Genomic DNA, 18,553 nt, shown 5'->3' on the forward strand with positions numbered 1-18,553 from the left:
AGACAGAACCCATGGACGGGCACAGGACCTATTTCAACGCCGTGGACTGGGACGCGCTGCAAAAAGACCATCCGGTCGGCGATGATTTCGTGCGATTTGCCACGAAGACCAGCCGGGATGAACTGACGGCCCATCAGAACCGCCTGTTTTTGCGCTGTGTCGCCCGCGCCTGGGCCACGCCGTTCTATCAGCGGCTGTGGGGTGGGGCAGGCATCGACAAGGGGGATATCCGCTCCATCGAGGATCTGCCTCGCCTGCCCAGCTTCGATAAGTCCGATATCATGGCCAGTCTGGATATCGCGCCGCCCTTCGGCGATTTTTCGGGTTTCACCTCATATCCCGATGGTGACCGCCCGCCTGTCATTTTCCACACCACCAGCGGCACGACAGGCAAGCCGCAGGTCCTGCTGTTCGGTGCCAAAGGACGGGAAGCGCAGAACCTGCTGCTGGGACGTCTCTACCGGTTTCAGGGACTGCGTCCCGATGATGTGGTTCATTCCGTATATGGTCATGGCATGATCAATGGCGGCCATTATGTCCGCGAAAGCGTGGTCCATTGGACATCCGCCATCTTCATGTCGGCAGGTACGGGCATCGAAACCCGGTCGATTCAGCAGATCCAGCTGATGAAAGAGTTTGGAGCGACAGTCATTGTCGGCTTCGCCGATTACATCAAGAAGCTGGCAGAGGTGGCGCGCGAGCAAGGGCTGGACCCCGCCCGCGACCTGAATATTCGCATGGTCTCTGGTCATCTGGGCCGAGAGGACAAGGAAAGCCTGTCCCGCGCCTGGGGCGGTGCAAAGTGCTTTGACTGGTACGGTGTCGGCGACACGGGCTGTATCGCGGGCGAGGGGCCGGATCGTGATGGCCTCTATGTGATGGAGGATGCGCAGTACCTGGAGGTCTGCGACATTGACAGCGGCAAGCCCGTATCTGATGGCGCTCTGGGCGATATGATCGTCACCTGCCTGTACAAGGACGATATCCATCCCATCATTCGCTTCAACACCCATGACGTGACGCAGGTGCGCACCGACGCTTCGTCCATCGGTGTCATTTACAAGCGGATTGAAGGCTTTATGGGCCGATCCGACAACATGGTGAAAATCCGCGGCATCAACATCTTCCCGCAGGCCGTGGGGCCAATGCTGGATGGTGTGCCCGGCATCATGGGCGAGTTTATATGCAAGGCTGTGCGCGATGCGGCGGGCCGGGATGAGTTTCGGGTCATAGCCGAAACCAGCGCTGCTGGTGATGAGCGTCAAGCAGTGGCAGAACGTTGTCGCGCTGTCCTGAAACAGAAGATCGGGATCGAAGTGGCGGTGGAACTGGTTGACCACCGGGCTACCGCCCCGCTGACCCAGATCGACGTCCGTCAGAAGCCCATCCGCTTGATCGACGAACGGTTCAAGCAATGATGACGGACAGCCCCACCCCCCTGACCGCAGGGGCCGCCGCGCTGGCTCCGCTGTTCCGCAATGGCGCTGCCGATCCTTTGGCGGTAACGCGTCATTATCTGGATCGCATCGCGACCCTGGATGGCCATATCCGTGCCTTCACCCAAGTCCTAGGGGACCGCGCGCTGGCCGACGCATCGGCGTCCGCCGACCGCTGGGCAGCGGGCAAGCCCCTCTCCGATATGGATGGCGTGCCCATTGCCGTGAAGGCCAATATCGCGGTCGCCGGTGCGTTTTGGCACGCTGGTATCGGGGCCTATCGCGACCAGGTGGCGGATCGGGATGCTGATTGCGTGGCGCGGCTTCGTGCTGGGGGTGCCGTCATCCTGGGCGTTGTTAATATGCATGAGGGGGCGCTGGGCGCCACCACGGACAATCCCTGGTTCGGACGTACAGAGAACCCACTTCGCCCCGGCTTCACCGCGGGTGGGTCCAGTGGCGGTTCAGCGGCCTGTGTCGCGGCCGGCATGGCGGTGGCGGCCTTGGGGTCGGACACGATGGGATCGGTACGCATCCCCAGCGCCTATTGCGGGCTGGTCGGCTATAAGCCGGCGCGTGGGGCCATCAGCATCGACGGTGTCATTCCGCTGTCGACCAGCCTTGATCACGTCGGCGTGCATGCGCGTACAGTCGCGGACTGCGCCCTGGTTGCGGCCCATGCCGGCGCCCGTGTCATGACATCCCCCGGCAGCTTGTCAGGCCTGCGCCTCTGCGTGCCTGACTGGCGGTCGCGGGTTGAGGCACCTGATTTCATCTGGGCTGCGTGCGATGCAGCGGCATCACGGCTTCTGTCCGCCGGGATGGTCAGTTCCAAGGCAGATCTGGCCGGTTACCAGCCGGGTCAGGCCCGACGCCTGGGGCTGCTGGTGTCGGAGGTGGAGGGTTTGAACGCCCATGCGGCACGGCTGGCACAGGGCGACGAAGGGTTTTCGACGGCGTTCCTGTCCCTGTTGCGTTGGGCCGAAAATCAGCCTGCCACAAAGGTGGCGGCGGCCTATCAAGGTCTGGACGAGATCCGGCAGGCTGGACTTGCATGGCTGGCGCAGGTGGATGCGGTTCTATTGCCAACAACGCCGCAAACAGCGTTCGCCTTTGGTCAGCCAGCGCCCGCCAACCAGGCGGATTTCACAGCGCTGGCAGATTTCATCGGTTGTCCAGCTCTGGCGGTGCCGTCGGGCCTGTCCCCGGATGGGCTGCCGCTGTCAGTACAGGTCATGGGGCGTGATGCGGGAACGGTTCTGGCCGTTGCGGCAGCCCTGGAATGAACGGGGAGCCGGAGATTGTCCGGCCCCCGATTTCACCGCCAACGGGCGGATTTATCGCCAAATATCGGCAAGTCAAAGACCGGATTTCCGGGTTCATTTTGAAATCGAATTGGTTGACCGATATGGCGGCAGCCGTCCTGGTCGGTCAGCACCATATCTCGTTCGATAACGAAACGATCATCGAAGGCATCCTTCAGGCTGCGAACGGGCGCCCAGCAGCAATCAACGCCGTGCAGGAATTCCTGCCAGTCAGAAAGGCTGCGCATCGCGAAGGCCTGTTTGAAAAAGACACGCAGCGGTTCCTGCGCTGGCCCGGGGGGCAATTTGGCGTAGGACAGCAGGTCCGGGCGGCCCAGGGCCGTCAGCAGGTTTTCGGCAAATTTGATTTCCGACCCGCCCAGCACCAGGAAGCGTGCGTCTGCGGTTTCATAGATATGATACATGGCCGAGCCGCCGAAGCTGCGCATGTCCTTCACCGGTGGATGGCGATCCTCGGCAAAGACCGGGCCAGTAACATTGGGTGTCCAGGCCAGCGCGGCATCAAACATCGAAAGGTCGATGTAATCGCCCTTTCCCGTCTGCGTCCGACGCAGCAGGGCCATCAGCACACCGGATAGGGCCATCAGGCTGGCCGCCATGTCCGCCACGGGCATATGGGGACTGGCCGGCTTATCATCCGTCAGGCCGCGGTTCAGATCGACCAGCCCGGCCAGCGCCTGCACCGTCATGTCATGCGCCGGCTTTTGCGCGTATGTACCCGTCTGCCCAAAAGCGGAGATGGAGCAGTAGACCACACTGGGATTGACCGCCCGCACCGCATCGTAATCCACGCCCAGGCGCTTAACGACGCCGGGGCGGAACGCCTCCACCACCACATCAGCCTCTGCCGCCAGTTCCATGAACAGCGCGTGGTCGGCGGGGTCTTTCAGGCTCAGCGCCACCGAACGCTTGCCCCGCGCGATGTTGCGGAACCAGACGGTGACGCCGTCCGCTGTTTTCTGTCCGATCTCCCGCGTTGGCTCACCCGTCCCATTGGCGGGTTCAACCATGATGACGTCAGCCCCGTGGTCCGCCATCATCATGGTCATGTGCGGACCTGGAAGAAAGGCCGACAGGTCCAGAACCTTAATCCCTTTCAGCTTCATTCCGTCCTCTCCCCCAGTTTGGGCGCGCGCCGCCCCCTTGGCCGTTCGCCATTGATACGGATAGGGGAGGAGAGCAGGCGTAACCGGCCATCCGGTGCATCGGGATGGTCTACTTCCTCCACCATCCCGATCTCTGCTACAAACGGGTTGTCCAGGGCCTGATCCAGGCTGGTGATGGGGGCAAAGGGCACATGTCCGCCAAGGATCGACAGCCATTCCGCCGTGGTCCTGGTGGATAGAAGGTCGTCCAGCGTCTCCGACAATAATTGCCTGTTCCTGCGACGGGCAGGAATGTCCTTGAACTCCACGCGATCAAGAAGGTCGGGCCGGCCCGCGCGGCGGCAGAATTCCTCCCAGAATTTCGGGGTCTGACACATCAGCATGGCCCAGCCATCCTTGGTCCTGAAGGATTGACTGGGGGCGATGGACGGATGCGCGCCGCGCGGCAGGCGTTGTACCTGATCACCGGCATTCAGGTACCAGGTGGCGGGGTAGGAGAGCTGGTGAACCGCTGTGTCGAACAAGGCGACATCAACGTCGCAGCCGATGCCCGTCGCCCTGGCCCCCAGGATGGTGGAGACGGTGCCGAAGGCCATCATCGTACCCGTCATGAAATCCACCATCGATACGCCAAGACGGGTGGGCGGCGCGTCGGGTTCGCCCGACAAGCCCATGAAGCCGGCCTCTGCCTGCATCAGGTAATCGTAACCGGGCCATGTCTCCCGGCTGTTGCCTCGCCCATAGGCCGACAGATGCGCACAGACCAGACGCGGATTGATGTCCTTCACCGCGTCATAGGTGAGGCCCAGCTTAGCCGGCTGATCCCCGCGCAGATTGTTGATCAGGGCATCGGCCCCTGCCAGCAGTTGGTTGAAAGCCACCCGTCCCTCGGGTGACTTCAGGTCAATACTGGCCGACTGCTTCCCTTTGGAGAAGGTCTGGAAGAACTGACTGTCTTGTTCACCAAGGAAATGCGGACCCGTAGCGCGGGACACGTCGCCGCCCGTGGCAGCGTTCTCCACCTTGATCACGGTGGCGCCCATATCTGCCAGCAGCATGCTGCCATAGGGTCCGGCGCCATATTGTTCGACCGCGATAACGCGGATGCCGGAGAGGGGGCGATGCATTGAAGGCTCCCTCACACCGGGTTACGCGCGATCATCTGCTTGGCGATGATGATGCGCTGCATTTCGTTGGTGCCCTCACCGATACACATCAGGGGGGCATCACGATACAGCCGCTCAATCGGGTATTCCTTGGAGTAGCCGTAACCGCCGAAAATACGCATGGCTTCCAGCGTCACTTCCACGCCCGTTTCGGAGGCGAAATATTTCGCCATCCCGGCTTCCATGTCACAGCGCTCGCCCCGGTCATAGGCGGCGGCGGCATCCTGGACCAGCAGCTCGGCAGCCCGCACCTTGGTCGCCATTTCGCCCAGCTTCAACTGGATGGCCTGATGCTCGCCGATAGGCTTGCCGAAGGTCTTGCGGGTCTGAGCATAGGCCACGCTTTCCTTCAGGGCGCGCCGGGCAATGCCAACAGCGCGGGCGGCGATGTTGATGCGGCCCAGTTCCAGGCCGCCCACGGCCATGTGGAAGCCCTTGCCCTCAACCCCGCCCACCAGATGGCGTTCGGCATCCAGCTCATAATCCTCAAAGATCAGCTCGGCACTGTCGATGCCCTTATAGCCCATCTTCTCCAGCTTCTTGCCGGTGCGGAACCCGTCATGGCGCTTGCCCGTGTCGGGATCGACCTTGGGCGCGATCAGCATGGTCATGCCCTTGTGGCGCGGTTGCGCCTCGGGGTCGGTCTTGACCAGCAGGGCAACAGCCCCGCCTTCGATCCCGTTGGAGATCCAGGTCTTGGTGCCATTGACGATATAGGTGCCGCGGTCGGTGCGGGTAGCGCGGGTGCGGATGGCCTGCAGGTCGGTGCCGGCATCGGCCTCCGTCAGGCCCAGCCCGCCCCGGATTTCGCCGGAACAGAACTTCGGCAGCCAGTATTGCTTCTGCGCTTCGGTCCCGAACTTCTCCACCACGGTGGCCATCATGATATGGCTGTTGAAGATGCCGGTCAGCGACATCCAGGTTTCGGCAATCAGGCTGACGATCCGGGTATAGGTCCTGGCCGGCAGCCCCAGCCCGCCATAGTCGGGGCTGATCGTGGCGCCGAACAGGCCCAGTTCCTTCATCTGCTCGACCAGCTGGGTCGGGTAGATATCGTCATGCTCCAGCTTGTCCGCCACGGGGCGGACCTCACGGGCCAGCCAGCGTTCGATACTGTCCAGGATGGCGGCTTCATCATCCGGGTGCATGCCAGGGTGGGGCGTGGTCATCTCCGTTGGCTCCCGCGTTCGATCAGTAATTCTCGACCCGGTCTTCCACGGCATGGCCGCGGAAGGGGATCAGCATGTTGCGCTTGAACGAACAGACGGTGATGCCGTTCTGGTTCTTGCCGATGGTGCGGATGGTCACGATGCCCTGGTTGGGCCTCTTCTCTGATGCACGCTTGGCCAGCACTTCGCTTTCGCCGTAGATCGTGTCGCCGTGGAAAACCGGGGCGCTGAACTTCACCTCGTCCATGCCCAGATTGGCGATGGCCTTCTGGCTGACATCCGTCACGCTCATGCCGATCAGCAGGGCGAGCGTATAGGGGCTGACCACCAGGTTCTGCTTAAACTCGCTGGCCTTGGCGAATTCCGTGTCGAAATGCATCGGATGCGTGTTCAACGTCAGCAGCGTGAACAGGTGATTGTCATATTCGGTCACGGTCTTGCCGGGGCGATGTTCGTAGACATCACCGACATTGAAATCCTCAAAATAGCGCCCAAACGTCTCGCGGTAGCGGTTGGGGCCGACTTCTTTCCAGTTCTGTACCATGGTCTGTTCCTTCATTGTCCGGCAGCGGCCAGCACACGCCGGGCCGCCCGCACCACGGGCATCTCAATCAGCTTTCCATCCAGCAGGGCGACCCCGCCGCCCGCCTGTTCAAAGGCCTCCAGCACGCGGGATGCGCGCGCGATCTCTGCTGCTGTCGGTGTAAAAACCTCATTCACCACAGCGACTTGCGACGGGTGGATACAGGCCCGGCCCGTGAAGCCCAGGGCCTTGGCCCGCGCCGTTGACGCGCGCAGACCGTCAGTGTCTGCAACATCAATCGACGGCACATCAAACAGGCCTATCCCACCTTCCGCCGCCGCCGCGACGAGGCTGGAACGGGCATGCAGCAACGGTTCCCACTCCAGCGCGCAGCCCAGTTCGGCACAGAAATCCACGGCCCCGAACAGCATCGCCGTCACGCGCGGGCTGCGGGCAATGGAAGCCGCCTGACGCAGGCCCGCCGCCGTTTCAATCAACGGAACCAGCGACAGGGGCCGGTCGCCCAGCACCTCTGCCAGGAACGCCAGATCGGACGGTTCCGACAGTTTCGGCAGCATCAGGGTTTGAGGCGGTGCTGGGCTGTCCAGCACGGCCAACAGGTCGGCCAAGCCCACGGCACTGCGCACCGGATTGATGCGCAGCCACAGCCCGGCCGGTGCCCCCTGTTCGGCGATGAAGGAAAGGGCCGCGGCCCGCGCCTCCGCCTTGCCCGCCGGGGCCACCGAATCTTCCAGATCAATGCAGGTGATATCGGCACCGGCGGCCAGCGCCTTGCCAAACCGATCCGGACGGGAACCGGGCACGAACAACAAAGAGCGTTCCGCCATCGCGAACCTCGAATTCTATTTGTCCGGACATATTAGGGTAAATGCTGTTGCCGTCAAGGCGGATTGTTGGAGAACGCGCAGGCAGGTGGCGTGGTGGACGCGCGCAGGATCAAACGCGGATGACGCATTGGTCACCCGCGCGGCATGGACGGTCGGTTGGTTTGCGTGCCTCAGCCGAAGGTGAAGTGCGGCTTGCGCTTGTCACGAAACGCGGTGCGGCCTTCGATGAAATCCTCGCCCTCGATGGCGTCCAGGAATTCTGCAACGGTTTCCGGGCTGTCCGTCACCTGTCCGGCCAGCACACGGTTGATCATGCGCTTGGTGGCGCGCGCCGAATATTGGCTGGCGGCCGTAATCTGGGCGGCATGGTCAAGGGCGGCGGCTTCCACCGCGTCGGGTGCCGCCACCCGGTTGACCAGCCCCATGGTCAGGGCTTCGCCCGCATCCAGCAGACGACCGGTATAGAGCAGGTCCTTGGCATGGCTGGGACCCACCGCCTGCACCAGCCGTTTGGTGTCGCCCAGCGGATAGACAAGGCCCAGCTTGCCCGGCGTGATCCCCATGCGCGCATCCGATGCCGCAAAACGGAGGTCGCAGGCCAGGGCCAGACCCAGCCCACCGCCGACGCAGGCCCCCTGGATCAGGGCGATGGTCGGCTTGATGAAATCGGCCAGCCCATCCATGGCCCGCGCGATATCCCCGGCATAGATGGCCGTACTGTCGCGCGTGGCATAGGCGGCCTCAAACTCCGAGATGTCGGCCCCGGCGGCGAAAGTGCCGCCCGCCCCCTGGACCACCAGCACCCGTATCGCGGGGTCGACCGCCGCTTCGACCAGACGCACGGGCACCAACTGCCACATCTCCTGTGACAGGGCGTTGCGCTTGGCCGGCTGGTTCAGGATCAGGCGACCGACGCCGTTTTCATCACGGCGCAGGATGACTTTATCGGACATGGTTTCCGTTTCCGCTGGGCGGGGTTGGCGTCAGCCTTCCGTCCGCCAGTTGCTGCCGCCCTTGCGGTTGGACCGCATGTGGTACTTGAACCGGTCGGGGCGGTAATGGGCATAGATCAGTTGCACGGCGCGTCCGGCCTTATCCCGCATCACGCGTTCCACGCGCAGCAGTGGGGCACCCGTGTTCAGTTCCAGGGCGGCGGCAATATGCGGTTCGGCCGCGACGGCGGTGATCCACTGTTCGGCTTCATAGGGGGTGACGCCCGCTCGCTCCAGCAGGACCAGCATGGGCACTGTTTCCATATCGGCCCGGCTGATGCGTGCCGCGATATCGGCGGGCATATACTGGATCAGATAGCTGAACGGCTCCCCCGAAAGCATGCGCAGCCGCACGCCCCGTTGCACCTCCGTCTCTGGTTCAAGGTCCAGAAGGTTGGCGACGGGGGCCGGGGCCGGCAGGTCGGACAGTTCCAGCACCTGCACCTGTGTTTCCAGGCCCAATGTCTTCAAGCTATCGATCAGGTTGTCGAAGCTGCCATGGACCTGGGGCAAGGTCGCGGACGGTGTGACAACGGTACCGCGTCCGCGATGCCGGCTGACCAGATCATGGGCGGCCAGTTCATTCAGGGCGCGCTTCACGGTGATGCGCGACACGTCGAACAGTTTCGACAGTTCCTGTTCTCCCGGCATGACTGAATTGGCCGGGAATTCCCCGCTGCGGATCTTCTCCCGCAGCACCAGATAAATCTGGTGATACAGCGGGGTGGGGGCGCCATGGTCCAGCTGCTCAGGGCTCAGGCCTGCGGGGATCATCGGCTGGTCCATGTAACTCCATCCGGGTTGAACAAGGTGGGAACTGACACCGCTTTATCAGGGTCTTCGCCGTTGCGCACAAGGATGCCGTTAACACACCCTATACAGAGACCGCCCGCAACAGGTCATCGGGGCTCAATACGCTGGTACCGGGCCGGTTCAGCACGGTTTGCAGGCTGTTACCCAGCGCTTTGATGCGGTAGGGAAGGCCGCTGACATAAGGGCGTACCGTCAAGGTCAGGACTCGGGGACTGTTCAATCGTACTGCCTCTGCCGCCAGCCAGTCCGCAGCATCCGTCACCTGTGCCAGCCATTCATGTTCCGGTCGTGTGTAAGTGATCAGAATTTGCCAATCATCCAGTTCGTTGGACAAGGGCATGGAGATCAGTTCCCCCGCGCTGGTCTGGAACCGGGTCGGCAACTCATCATGAGCCCAATCCGCGAACCAGCGGATGCCCTGGGCCGCCAGCCGTGCCGGTGTGGCAAAGCCCTCGGCGCGGGCCGGGCTAAGCCAGCCTGTTACCCGCTGGCCGCTCGCCGCCTCTATCGCGTCCAGGGTGCGGGTGATGTAGCTGTTCTCCACCGCTTCTGCCAACGTGGAATGGTGCAGACTGTCCGTATCCCAGCCATGGGCACAGATATCATGGCCATCAAATAACACATCGCGGATCAGGCCAGGATATCGTTCGGCCACGGCCCCCTGCACCGCAAAGGTGGCGCGCAGGCCCAACCTGGCGAATAGCTTCAGCAAGCGATAGGCCCCGACGCGGTTGCCATAATCGCGGGTGGTGTAATGGCGCAGGTCAGGGTAGGGAGTTTGCATGGCGCCGGGTGCCTTGAAGGGCTGTCCGGACGGGTTCAGGGGAAAGAACTCCAGCGGGACCACCACCCACAGGGCCAGTGATGCGCCGCCGGGCAGGACCACCGGCGCACGCTCCCGGATGGGGGAGGCGGGGTAATGGCCATGATCCGGCCCCGCCTGCCGCCTCGCATAGGTGAAATAGCTGTCAGGCAAACCGCTCATCACACGCCCTCCTGCGGGATGGGGTTGAAGCCGGTGCCGGGCCTTGCATTGCCGCGCCGGGCAATATCGGTCAGCGTCTGGTCATAATGATGGGCCAGATAGAATTCGGCGATTTCCTTGGCCGTGGTCACCCAGACATCGTCACGATGGCTGGTGATGTAGCGCAGCGCCTCCCTGAACGGCCCGATGCGATGGGGGTGGCCCACCAGGTAGGCGTGCAGTGGGATGCACATAACTGTGCCTGTCTCCGCCCCTTCCTCCAGCAGCTGATCGAAATGCCGCATCAGGGCGTCGGCATAGGCGCGTGGGCTCTGATTATAGACGCCATAGGTGATGACGTCATTGACCTCCAGGCTGTAAGGCATGGAAATCAACCGGTTATCGCCCTTCACCTTCAGGGGCTGCGGCTGATCATCCTGAAACAGGTCGCAGCTGTACCAGAACCCATATTCGGCCAAAAGGTCGAGTGTGCGTTCGGTATGGGTCAGTGCCGGGGCCAGATAGCCCCGGATACGCTGCCCTGTGGCATCCATGACGGACTTGATGCTGTCTTCCAGCACGGCGCGTTCCTGCGCCTCCGTCATGTTGTAGGAATAGCGGGTGTTATAGATGCCGTGGCTGAAGAACTCCCACTCCCGCTCCACACAGGCGCGGATGATTTCGGGGTGATGGTCCAGCATGGCGACGGACAGGCTGATGCTGCCGCGCACCTTGAATTCGTCCATCACCTCCATCAACCGCCAATGCCCGACCCGGTTGCCCCAGTCGCGCGCCGAATAGGGCACGATATCGGGATGTGGCCGGCCCCAGGGCTTGCGCGACGGATTGGTCGGCGGGTCCAGCTCATAAAATTCGATATTGGGTGCCACCCAGAAGGCGACCTTCTTGTTGCCGGGCCAAGTGATCTTGGGCCTGTCACGATAGGGCCAGAAATCATAAAGGTTGGGATCGCGGTGCATGGCGTTGGCCCCTTTCCCGATCAACCGGCGGCGGCCAGACTGGCCAAGTGGGCATCCACCTCCGCCACGCCCACCACATCGGCATATTTCAGCAGCAGGTCGGTCAGGTTGGCGTAATGATAGCTTTCATGCTTATCGGCCACGCATTCCTCCGCCACGATGGTGCGGTATCCGTGGGACAGGCTGTCCACGGCGGTGGCGCGCACGCAGCCCGACGTGCTGCCCCCCGTCACGATGACAGTATCCACCTTGTGCCAGACCAGATAGCTGGGCAGCGGCGTTTCAAAAAAGGCCGATGGCATGCGCTTGTCGAAGACCATGTCCACGGCAAGATCAATCTCCACGCGCGGGTCAAAGGCGTGGCGGTCGCTGCCGGCCCTGATGTTCTGCAAACTGTCTTGCGTATTGGTGCGGGTCCCCCAGACACCGGCGTCGCCGGCATCCGGCTTATAGGCCACGCGGGTCCAGATGACGGGCATGCCCAGCCGCCGCGCCGCCGCACTGATCCGGTTCACATGCGCGATCTGGTCCGGGTCGGTGACATAGGCGGTCTTGGGGAACAGGTCGGGGCGCGTATAGGCCTGCTGAAAATCGACATTGACGATGGCCACCCGGCGGCCAAAGCCAAACTTGGCCCGCGCCGGATTGGCCTTCACTTGTTCAAACAGCTCACGGGCCGTCTTGTTCTCCCGCACCATCGTCGGCTCAAACCGCATCGGACCGCCTCGCCTGCTGTAAATTGGTATATGTTTATACCATTTAAGCGCATCAGCGAGGCGGCATCAATGAGAAAATCGGTGAACGTCGTGCGGTAGGGTGTGTCGGTTCTGAATCTTTCAAACCACCCAAGCTTTCCGATTGCCCCGCCGCTGTTGGAACATCATAATGATCTATAAATATATCATTTGACGCCGGGAGAGCACATGTCGGACGCGCGGTCGGAGTTCAGCCAGGGCTGGAAGGTGGTAGTTGCCTCTGCCCTGGGTATCGGCACGGGCCTGTCGCCCATTCCCTTTTACACGATCGGCGTGTTCGTGGCCCCGCTGTCGGCGGAGTTTGGCTGGGCCGTGGATCAGATCATGTTCTCGCTGATGATCATGACGCTGGGGGCCGTCGTCATGGGGCCGGTCGCGGGCATCCTGGCTGACCGGTTCGGGGTGCGGCCCGTTGTGCTGGCCTCCGTCGCCTTGTTCGGCCTGACGCTGGCGGGCTTCGCGCTCTCCAACGGTTCTCTGACCCTGTTTTACATCAACTGGATGCTGATGTCGGCACTGGGGGCCGGCACCCTGCCGATCACCTGGACGCGGGCGGTCAGCAACTGGTTCAATACCCATCGCGGGCTGGCGCTGGGCCTGTCGTTGCTGGGAACCGGCCTGTTTGGGGCGGGGGCCAAGCTTTATGCCAATTATCTGATCGGGGCGTTCGGGTGGCGCACAGCTTATATCGGGCTGGCCTTGCTGCCGTTGCTTCTGTCCCTGCCCACCGCCTATTTCCTGTTCCGGGACACGACCGATGCCAAGGCCAAGGGCGCACCCGTGCGGCAGGCGCATCGCGGCCTGACCCTGCGTCAGGCCATGAAGGGCTATCGGTTTTGGCTGCTGGCCCTGGCCTTCATTCCCATCTCCTTTGCCGTCGGCGGCCCCATTCCCAACATGGAAAAGATATTCACGTCCAAGGGCATTGATGTGCAGCAGGCGGTGCAGATCGCCAGCATCATTGGCCCATCGGTCATCGCGGGGCGCATCATCGGTGGCTGGCTGATCGACCGGGTGTGGGCGCCGGGGGTGGCTTTCGTGCTGCTGTCGCTGCCTGCCATCGCGTGCTGGCTGCTGACGGGCGACGCCACGACGCCCATGGTGGCGACCTTCGCCGTCATCCTGATCGGGTTCGCGGCGGGCGTGGAATATGACATGCTGGCCTTTCTGGTCAGCCGTTATTATGGGATGCGGTCCTACGGTGCCATTTACGGTCTGGTTTATGGCTTTTTCGCCATGGGGGCAGGGTTCGGCCCCTACACGTTCGGGCGCATTTTCGTACAGACGGGCAGTTATGATACTGGCCTGTTCTATGGGGCGGTAATGCTGCTGGCGGGGGCGGCGTCCCTGCTGCTGCTGGGCCGCTATCCCGACCCGGCCAGTTTCCCGGTGGCGGAGGAAAAGTGATGCCCGCCTACATGATCATCACCGCCCGCATCCATGACCGCGACGCCTTCATCGCCGGTTATGGCAAAGCGGCAGCCGAACTGGTGACCCGGTATGGTGGGGAGTACGTGTTCAGGGGCCGCAACGCCACACTGTTGGAAGGCGACTTCGGTGACGGTGCGGCCATCCTTGTCAGCCGGTGGCCCGATATGCCGACGCTTCGCCGTTTCTGGGACAGCGACGATTATGCAGCCGTAAAACGCCTGCGCGATGGTATGGCCGATATCCAGGTCGTTGCCGTTGAGGGCGAATGGCAAGGATAGAATTTGTCCGGACAAATAGCTTTTTCTATGGCTTTTGAAATGATATAAGAATGCACCAACTTGGGCGGTCGCACCGCCGGCCATCGTCAGCATCATCAGGGAAGGGAAGTCATGGAGGATATTCGCAAGGGCATGCCGGTTCTGGCCCGTCACGCGGGGGAATGGGTCGGTGTCTACACGCATGTCGATACTGACAACAATCTCATCGACCGGCACAAGTCGCACCTGACCTGTACCTTCCCTGCGGAAGGGCCGCATGCCTATCACCAGACCAACGTCTATACCTGGGATGACGGACGGCAGGAAACGCATGTGTTTCCTGCCACTTACCGTGCCGGACGCATCTTCTGGGATACCGACCGGATCGAAGGGCATGCCTGGGAGGTCGACCCCCGTACCGTCTGTCTGTACTGGGAACGCAAGAACATGCCCGGCTGGTATCTTTACGAGATGATCCAACTGTCGGACTGCGGCAATCATCGCGGTCGCACCTGGCATTGGTTTGAGAATGACCAGCTTGTTCGCCGCACCTGTATCAAGGAAACGCGGCTGAAGTGAATCTTCACTCCGCGTCCATGAAAAACCCCACCGGACACACATCCGGCGGGGTTTTTATTTGGGCCAACAGAGGTCCTTACGGGTTCAGTTGATAAAGGATTACCAGATGTCCGTCGGGATCCAGCATCCCTTGTTCCTTGCCTTTGCGACCGTCCACGGTGGTCAACTCCAGCTCCTTGAATACGGTGAGACCGCGTTCGCGGGCGCGGGCAGCCATACCGGGCAGGTCGGGGCTTTCGAGCACCATGGAGTGAGGACGCGGGCTGGTGGGTATGTTGATGGGGGCGCCCTTCACCTCAATGATGGCCAGGGTCCGCTGCTGCGTATCTGAAGACAGCATAGCCATCCGCATCTGCGCCTTGGTATCGATATTGAACATGACATAGGCGTATGAGGTGGGCTTCAGCGGCATCTCCACCTCCACCCTCAGGCCCATCAGATCGCGGTAGAAGGTCAGCGACCGTTCCAGATCGGATGTCAGGATGGTAGCGCGCTTGTAGTGTACGCCGTCATAGGCGGTCATGTCCGCCACAGCCGGCTGGTTCTGGGCAAGGGCGGGGGCAGCCAGTGCCAGCACCGCCACAAGTGCGAAGGTCAGTTTCTTCATGTTGCATAGACCTTTCAAAAAAAGGCCGGCACCGACCCATCCACCACGGGATAGAGACGGGCCGGCCAATCTGACACGGGGCGGCGGCGTTTGACAGAGGAGGAGGGACGCCGCCTGAAGCCCCGCGCCATCAGAAGCTGTAATTGAGCGTGACGCCCGCCTTGCGGCCAACCGCGCCGGTGACCAGCGGCGCCGGTATGGAGAAGTTGACGCTGTCGAAGAAACGGACGGCCGTCAGCGGCGTGCGGTCATCGAAAGCGTTCTCCACGAACATCGTGACGCTGACACCATTGTCCAGTCGCAGGCCGGTGCGGAAATCTGCCACCGTCTTGTCCCCGATATAGGCCAGGTTGTCGGCGCGGATGTAGGATTTGCTTTGATAGTTCACATCGGCACGCATGAACATCTCATAGCCGGGTGACAGCTCAAAATCGGCCTTTAGGCTGGCGAACAGCTTGTTCTTCGGTACGTAGGGCAGGTGCTTGCCGTTGAAATTCATGGGCGGCAGGCCGCCAGCAGCCAAGGTGGCCGTCAGGCTGTCATCCACAAACTTCTCATAATTGGCATCGGTCCAGGAATAGCCGACGCTGGCCGTCAGGATGTCGGTAAGGCGCATCTGGGCATCCACTTCGATACCATTAATGACGGCCTGACCGACATTACAGGTGTAGGTACGCTGGGTGGACGAACCACCCAGAGAAACCGGATTCTGACAGGCCACCTGCTGGTCCTTCCAGTCGGTGTGGAAATAGGCCAGATTGGTCGTTGCCCGGCCACCCATCCAGGTGGTCTTCAATCCCGCTTCATAGTTCCAGGAGCTTTCCTCCTGATAGGTGAACTGGCTCTCCAGGACGCGCAGACCGGTATTGAAGCCCCCCGTCTTTGTGCCCTTTGCGGCGTTGGCATATGCCATCACATCGTCGCTGATTTTGTAATCCACGATGAGGCGCGGGGTGAAGAACTTGAAATCCTGCTTCAGATCGATGTTGCGCAGAGAGGCATCGCCCGCAGTTACGCCGGCGGTCACCGTTGGGCGCTGCTTATAGGTCTGGTCTTCCCATTCCTGCCGCGCCTCTGCCGTGATGGTCAGGGCGTCAGTCACGTCATAGGCGACCGACGCGAACAGGCTCTTGGCTTCGGTGCCCAGCCTGGACAGCGGATAGCCGAACGCCGGCGGGGCCGGCAGCATTGGTGAGAGCGAGCGCTGAACAGCGCTGACCTTCGACCAATAATAGAAGCCGCCGACAATCCACCTGAGCTGCCCCTCATCGGGGGAACTGACGCGCAGTTCCTGGCTGAAATCCTTGGTCGTATTGTCTTCGGAAGAGGTCGCGAACTGTGACTGACCGAATGCGATGGGACGGAATGTCGGCAGCGGCGGACCGAAATTGCGGCAACCCAGGCTGTCTTCACAGACTGTGTTGTCGCCATCGATCTGATATTCGTTATCGCGCTTGTTATAGGCGGTGATGCTGGTCAGCGTTACCGCCTCCGCGTCGTAATCTAACGCCAAGCTGGTACGGTAGGTCTTTTGCCGATTGCCGTAATCAACCGGCTCCGCCGCGATGCGGCGTTGAGTATTGACGGGCAGGTACTTGCCCAGTTCCGGCAACTCGCTGACATAAGTCTGCGGGCTGCCGACCGGAACGCCGCCATTCAGGGCAACGGCGACCGTGCGCGGAATACCATTGGCACGCACGACTGCGCTTGCCGGTTGACCACTGTCATCCTTGGCATAGGAGAAGCGCAGACGCGCAGACAGCGCCTCCGTCGGGGTGAACAGGGCATCGGCCGCTGCACCCTGGCTCTTTTCGAAGTCGATCCGGCCATTGTCGATGGAACTGCGGTAATAACCATCGAATTCCTTGTGGCTGACACCCAGCCGAAGGGCCAGCTTGTCGGCGATAACAGGGCCGGTGATGCTGGCGCGACCTTCCAGCATGCCATGGGAACCAACGGTCACTTCCCCCTCGCCACCCATTGTCATCTGGGGGGCCTTGGTAATGTAGTTGATGGCACCGGCAAAAGTGTTGCGACCGTAGAGCGCGCTCTGTGGACCCTTGATGACCTCAATCCGTTCCAGATCCGACAGGGCGATATCCATCGCGGCTTTGCCGGTCAGATAGATGCCATCTAAGAATACGCCGACATTGGGCGCGCCGAAGGTCTGGGTGGAGCCACGGATAATCGGGGTGGCGGCAGCGGGGCCAAACAGCGGGGCGTAATTCAGGCCCGGAGTCAGCTTGGCGACATCATCAATACTGGTGATACGTGCCTCGGTTATGTCGGCGGCGCTGAAGGCGGTGATGGCCTGGGGGGCGTCCTGCAGGCTTTCGACGCGTTTGCGCGCTGTGACAATGATCTCTTCCAGCAGCAACGGCTCTGCCGTCTGGGCCAGGGCGCCGCCGGATGCCAGCGCAAAGCCGGCCATCAGCAAGGTGGATCGAAGCATACGGTGTTTCATGACGTGAGCACTCCCAGCCTTGTTTGTGGGCGAACGGGGGCGCACGCCGGCAATCGCCGGCGTCGTCTGTCCGCCGATGGTTCATATGTCAGTAAGCACCGGCGGTGACCGCCGGCCGGGGATCAGATCAGTTCGCCTTGGGTGCAGTTGCCCGGCGTTCCTCCATGACCTTCTTGTAATAGGACCAGCTTGTTTCGTTGCGACGTGCGTCGTCCAGCGGCGGCGCGTCGACATAGATCGGATAGTTGGTACGGATTTCGGTCTTCAGGATGTCAGGCAACGCCTCAAAATCCGGAACACGAGCGCCAACCGTGCTGAAGTAAAGGATGCCTTCACGGTCCCCCATCTCCATCCAGGGCAGCCATTGCGAGATACGGGTCCAAGAGATAACGGCATCGTCCATCGACTTGTTTTTCGGGCTGACCAGCTTGGCCTTGTCCATAGAGAAGTTGAACATCTCCGTGGCGTGGTAGGTGCCGCCCACTTGCGGCTGATACTCGCCGGCGAGCGGGTTGGGGTAGAAAAGCGGCACCGTGAAGGACACAAAGGCCGCGTTACCCATGCTCGTGAAGGCAGACGGTGTTGGCTTGCCGTCACGACCGATGCTGCCGAAGCTGTTATTCACCGGGTCATTGGCGACGTGGAGAACCTCCACCTCTTTGCCGGTCCAGGGATTGTTCCAGCGGCGCAGGACCTGGCCCGTCGCAGGATCGAGATAGATCAGCACTTCGCGGCTGACCAAACGGAAGCCCTTGCCCGTCTTTGGATCATCCACCGTCTTGCAACTACGGACATTCATCCCCAACACTTTGAACAGCTTCTTGTCCGCCTCACCCCGGCGGCGGGCAAAGACCTCGCCGGACCACGAGTAAAAGGCGGCCTTGCCATCGTCCAGATGGCATTGCAGCTTGCGCATCGCGACAAGAGCGTCGGCCGGGTCGGTCAAGTCCAGCGGCTTGGACGTCGCCTGCGCAGGCAGGCCAAATGACAGCGCCAGTGCCGTGCCGGCCAGGATGCTGCGCAACAAGGAAAGCTTCATGACCCTTCATGCTCCCAGTTCTGGAGAAGGCAGACTTCTGCCTGCTGTATTTGGTATAAAAGTATATCATTATGGTGATGGGCGAAAGCAAAAATGTCG

General features: G+C 61.7%; 18 protein-coding genes. 5 read left to right on the forward strand and 13 right to left on the reverse strand.

What is annotated here, in order from left to right:
* The first annotated feature begins 11 nt into the window (after positions 1 to 11).
* Both C0V82_RS13785 and C0V82_RS13790 read left to right on the forward strand, forming a co-directional pair.
* On the forward strand, positions 12 to 1,418 hold the full coding sequence (locus tag C0V82_RS13785) for a phenylacetate--CoA ligase family protein (protein WP_102113429.1): 1,407 nt from the start codon (positions 12 to 14) through the stop codon (positions 1,416 to 1,418).
* The gene (locus C0V82_RS13790; RefSeq protein ID WP_102112791.1) at positions 1,415 to 2,722 is read left to right on the forward strand and encodes an amidase; all 1,308 of its coding nucleotides are present in this window, start codon (positions 1,415 to 1,417) and stop codon (positions 2,720 to 2,722) included. Before C0V82_RS13785 ends, C0V82_RS13790 begins: the two co-directional genes overlap by 4 nt.
* 32 nt (positions 2,723 to 2,754) lie before the next feature.
* On the opposite strand, the gene C0V82_RS13795 is transcribed toward C0V82_RS13790, so the two are convergent.
* The 10 genes from C0V82_RS13795 to C0V82_RS13840 all read right to left on the reverse strand — a co-directional run bounded on the left by C0V82_RS13795 (position 2,755) and on the right by C0V82_RS13840 (position 12,038).
* On the reverse strand, positions 2,755 to 3,867 hold the full coding sequence (locus C0V82_RS13795; RefSeq protein ID WP_102112792.1) for a CaiB/BaiF CoA transferase family protein: 1,113 nt from the start codon (positions 3,865 to 3,867) through the stop codon (positions 2,755 to 2,757).
* Positions 3,864 to 4,994, reverse strand: a complete 1,131-nt coding sequence (locus C0V82_RS13800) for a CaiB/BaiF CoA transferase family protein (RefSeq protein WP_102112793.1) — start codon at positions 4,992 to 4,994, stop codon at positions 3,864 to 3,866. Before C0V82_RS13800 ends, C0V82_RS13795 begins: the two co-directional genes overlap by 4 nt.
* 11 nt (positions 4,995 to 5,005) lie before the next feature.
* Positions 5,006 to 6,202, reverse strand: coding sequence for an acyl-CoA dehydrogenase family protein (locus C0V82_RS13805; RefSeq protein WP_102112794.1), 1,197 nt, complete (start codon positions 6,200 to 6,202; stop codon positions 5,006 to 5,008).
* A 22-nt stretch (positions 6,203 to 6,224) separates the two neighbouring features.
* Positions 6,225 to 6,746, reverse strand: coding sequence for a MaoC family dehydratase (locus C0V82_RS13810; protein ID WP_102113430.1), 522 nt, complete (start codon positions 6,744 to 6,746; stop codon positions 6,225 to 6,227).
* 11 nt (positions 6,747 to 6,757) lie between these two features.
* Positions 6,758 to 7,573: an HpcH/HpaI aldolase/citrate lyase family protein gene (locus tag C0V82_RS13815; protein WP_102112795.1), complete on the reverse strand. Its 816-nt coding sequence runs from the start codon at positions 7,571 to 7,573 to the stop codon at positions 6,758 to 6,760.
* Between the two features lie 170 nt (positions 7,574 to 7,743).
* Complete coding sequence (locus C0V82_RS13820) at positions 7,744 to 8,526, reverse strand: enoyl-CoA hydratase-related protein (protein ID WP_102112796.1); 783 nt, start codon at positions 8,524 to 8,526, stop codon at positions 7,744 to 7,746.
* A 30-nt stretch (positions 8,527 to 8,556) separates the two neighbouring features.
* Positions 8,557 to 9,351, reverse strand: a complete 795-nt coding sequence (locus C0V82_RS13825) for a GntR family transcriptional regulator (RefSeq protein ID WP_199772419.1) — start codon at positions 9,349 to 9,351, stop codon at positions 8,557 to 8,559.
* A gap of 88 nt (positions 9,352 to 9,439) precedes the next feature.
* A complete protein-coding gene (locus C0V82_RS13830) occupies positions 9,440 to 10,363 on the reverse strand; it encodes a polysaccharide deacetylase family protein (RefSeq protein ID WP_102112797.1) in 924 nt (307 codons plus the stop codon).
* Positions 10,363 to 11,322: a polysaccharide deacetylase family protein gene (locus C0V82_RS13835; RefSeq protein WP_102112798.1), complete on the reverse strand. Its 960-nt coding sequence runs from the start codon at positions 11,320 to 11,322 to the stop codon at positions 10,363 to 10,365. The genes C0V82_RS13830 and C0V82_RS13835 overlap by 1 nt, the downstream gene beginning before the upstream one ends.
* A gap of 20 nt (positions 11,323 to 11,342) precedes the next feature.
* Positions 11,343 to 12,038, reverse strand: a complete 696-nt coding sequence (locus tag C0V82_RS13840) for an isochorismatase family protein (RefSeq protein WP_245924093.1) — start codon at positions 12,036 to 12,038, stop codon at positions 11,343 to 11,345.
* 207 nt (positions 12,039 to 12,245) lie between these two features.
* Between C0V82_RS13840 and C0V82_RS13845 the strand changes: the two genes are divergently transcribed.
* The 3 genes from C0V82_RS13845 to C0V82_RS13855 all read left to right on the forward strand — a co-directional run bounded on the left by C0V82_RS13845 (position 12,246) and on the right by C0V82_RS13855 (position 14,344).
* Positions 12,246 to 13,484: an MFS transporter gene (locus C0V82_RS13845; protein ID WP_102112799.1), complete on the forward strand. Its 1,239-nt coding sequence runs from the start codon at positions 12,246 to 12,248 to the stop codon at positions 13,482 to 13,484.
* Positions 13,484 to 13,786 (forward strand): DUF1330 domain-containing protein, encoded by a 303-nt coding sequence (locus C0V82_RS13850; protein WP_102112800.1) that lies wholly within the window; start codon positions 13,484 to 13,486, stop codon positions 13,784 to 13,786. Before C0V82_RS13845 ends, C0V82_RS13850 begins: the two co-directional genes overlap by 1 nt.
* A 111-nt stretch (positions 13,787 to 13,897) precedes the next feature.
* A complete protein-coding gene (locus C0V82_RS13855) occupies positions 13,898 to 14,344 on the forward strand; it encodes a DUF3598 domain-containing protein (RefSeq protein WP_102112801.1) in 447 nt (148 codons plus the stop codon).
* A 76-nt stretch (positions 14,345 to 14,420) separates the two neighbouring features.
* Here C0V82_RS13855 and C0V82_RS13860 read toward each other — a convergent pair whose 3' ends face one another.
* The 3 genes from C0V82_RS13860 to C0V82_RS13870 form a co-directional block, all read right to left on the reverse strand.
* Positions 14,421 to 14,951, reverse strand: a complete 531-nt coding sequence (locus C0V82_RS13860) for a VOC family protein (protein ID WP_102112802.1) — start codon at positions 14,949 to 14,951, stop codon at positions 14,421 to 14,423.
* A 130-nt stretch (positions 14,952 to 15,081) separates the two neighbouring features.
* On the reverse strand, positions 15,082 to 17,415 hold the full coding sequence (locus C0V82_RS13865; protein WP_102112803.1) for a TonB-dependent receptor: 2,334 nt from the start codon (positions 17,413 to 17,415) through the stop codon (positions 15,082 to 15,084).
* 127 nt (positions 17,416 to 17,542) lie between these two features.
* Positions 17,543 to 18,454, reverse strand: coding sequence for a DUF1838 family protein (locus C0V82_RS13870; protein ID WP_102112804.1), 912 nt, complete (start codon positions 18,452 to 18,454; stop codon positions 17,543 to 17,545).
* Positions 18,455 to 18,553: the final 99 nt, after the last annotated feature.

The organism is Niveispirillum cyanobacteriorum, from assembly GCF_002868735.1.
Classification (GTDB): Bacteria; Pseudomonadota; Alphaproteobacteria; order Azospirillales; family Azospirillaceae; genus Niveispirillum; species Niveispirillum cyanobacteriorum.

Bases quoted from the DNA above. Each gene is read 5' to 3' on its own strand.
- C0V82_RS13850 (WP_102112800.1), top strand. From the start codon at position 13,484: ATGCCCGCCTACATGATCATCACCGCCCGCATCCATGACCGCGACGCC.
- C0V82_RS13790 (WP_102112791.1), top strand. From the start codon at position 1,415: ATGATGACGGACAGCCCCACCCCCCTGACCGCAGGGGCCGCCGCGCTG.
- C0V82_RS13835 (WP_102112798.1), bottom strand. From the start codon at position 11,322: ATGCACCGCGATCCCAACCTTTATGATTTCTGGCCCTATCGTGACAGG.
- C0V82_RS13820 (WP_102112796.1), bottom strand. From the start codon at position 8,526: ATGTCCGATAAAGTCATCCTGCGCCGTGATGAAAACGGCGTCGGTCGC.
- C0V82_RS13840 (WP_245924093.1), bottom strand. From the start codon at position 12,038: ATGCGGTTTGAGCCGACGATGGTGCGGGAGAACAAGACGGCCCGTGAG.
- C0V82_RS13815 (WP_102112795.1), bottom strand. From the start codon at position 7,573: ATGGCGGAACGCTCTTTGTTGTTCGTGCCCGGTTCCCGTCCGGATCGG.
- C0V82_RS13855 (WP_102112801.1), top strand. From the start codon at position 13,898: ATGGAGGATATTCGCAAGGGCATGCCGGTTCTGGCCCGTCACGCGGGG.
- C0V82_RS13810 (WP_102113430.1), bottom strand. From the start codon at position 6,746: ATGGTACAGAACTGGAAAGAAGTCGGCCCCAACCGCTACCGCGAGACG.
- C0V82_RS13795 (WP_102112792.1), bottom strand. From the start codon at position 3,867: ATGAAGCTGAAAGGGATTAAGGTTCTGGACCTGTCGGCCTTTCTTCCA.
- C0V82_RS13870 (WP_102112804.1), bottom strand. From the start codon at position 18,454: ATGAAGCTTTCCTTGTTGCGCAGCATCCTGGCCGGCACGGCACTGGCG.
- C0V82_RS13860 (WP_102112802.1), bottom strand. From the start codon at position 14,951: ATGAAGAAACTGACCTTCGCACTTGTGGCGGTGCTGGCACTGGCTGCC.
- C0V82_RS13845 (WP_102112799.1), top strand. From the start codon at position 12,246: ATGTCGGACGCGCGGTCGGAGTTCAGCCAGGGCTGGAAGGTGGTAGTT.
- C0V82_RS13830 (WP_102112797.1), bottom strand. From the start codon at position 10,363: ATGAGCGGTTTGCCTGACAGCTATTTCACCTATGCGAGGCGGCAGGCG.
- C0V82_RS13800 (WP_102112793.1), bottom strand. From the start codon at position 4,994: ATGCATCGCCCCCTCTCCGGCATCCGCGTTATCGCGGTCGAACAATAT.
- C0V82_RS13805 (WP_102112794.1), bottom strand. From the start codon at position 6,202: ATGACCACGCCCCACCCTGGCATGCACCCGGATGATGAAGCCGCCATC.
- C0V82_RS13785 (WP_102113429.1), top strand. From the start codon at position 12: ATGGACGGGCACAGGACCTATTTCAACGCCGTGGACTGGGACGCGCTG.
- C0V82_RS13865 (WP_102112803.1), bottom strand. From the start codon at position 17,415: ATGAAACACCGTATGCTTCGATCCACCTTGCTGATGGCCGGCTTTGCG.
- C0V82_RS13825 (WP_199772419.1), bottom strand. From the start codon at position 9,351: ATGGACCAGCCGATGATCCCCGCAGGCCTGAGCCCTGAGCAGCTGGAC.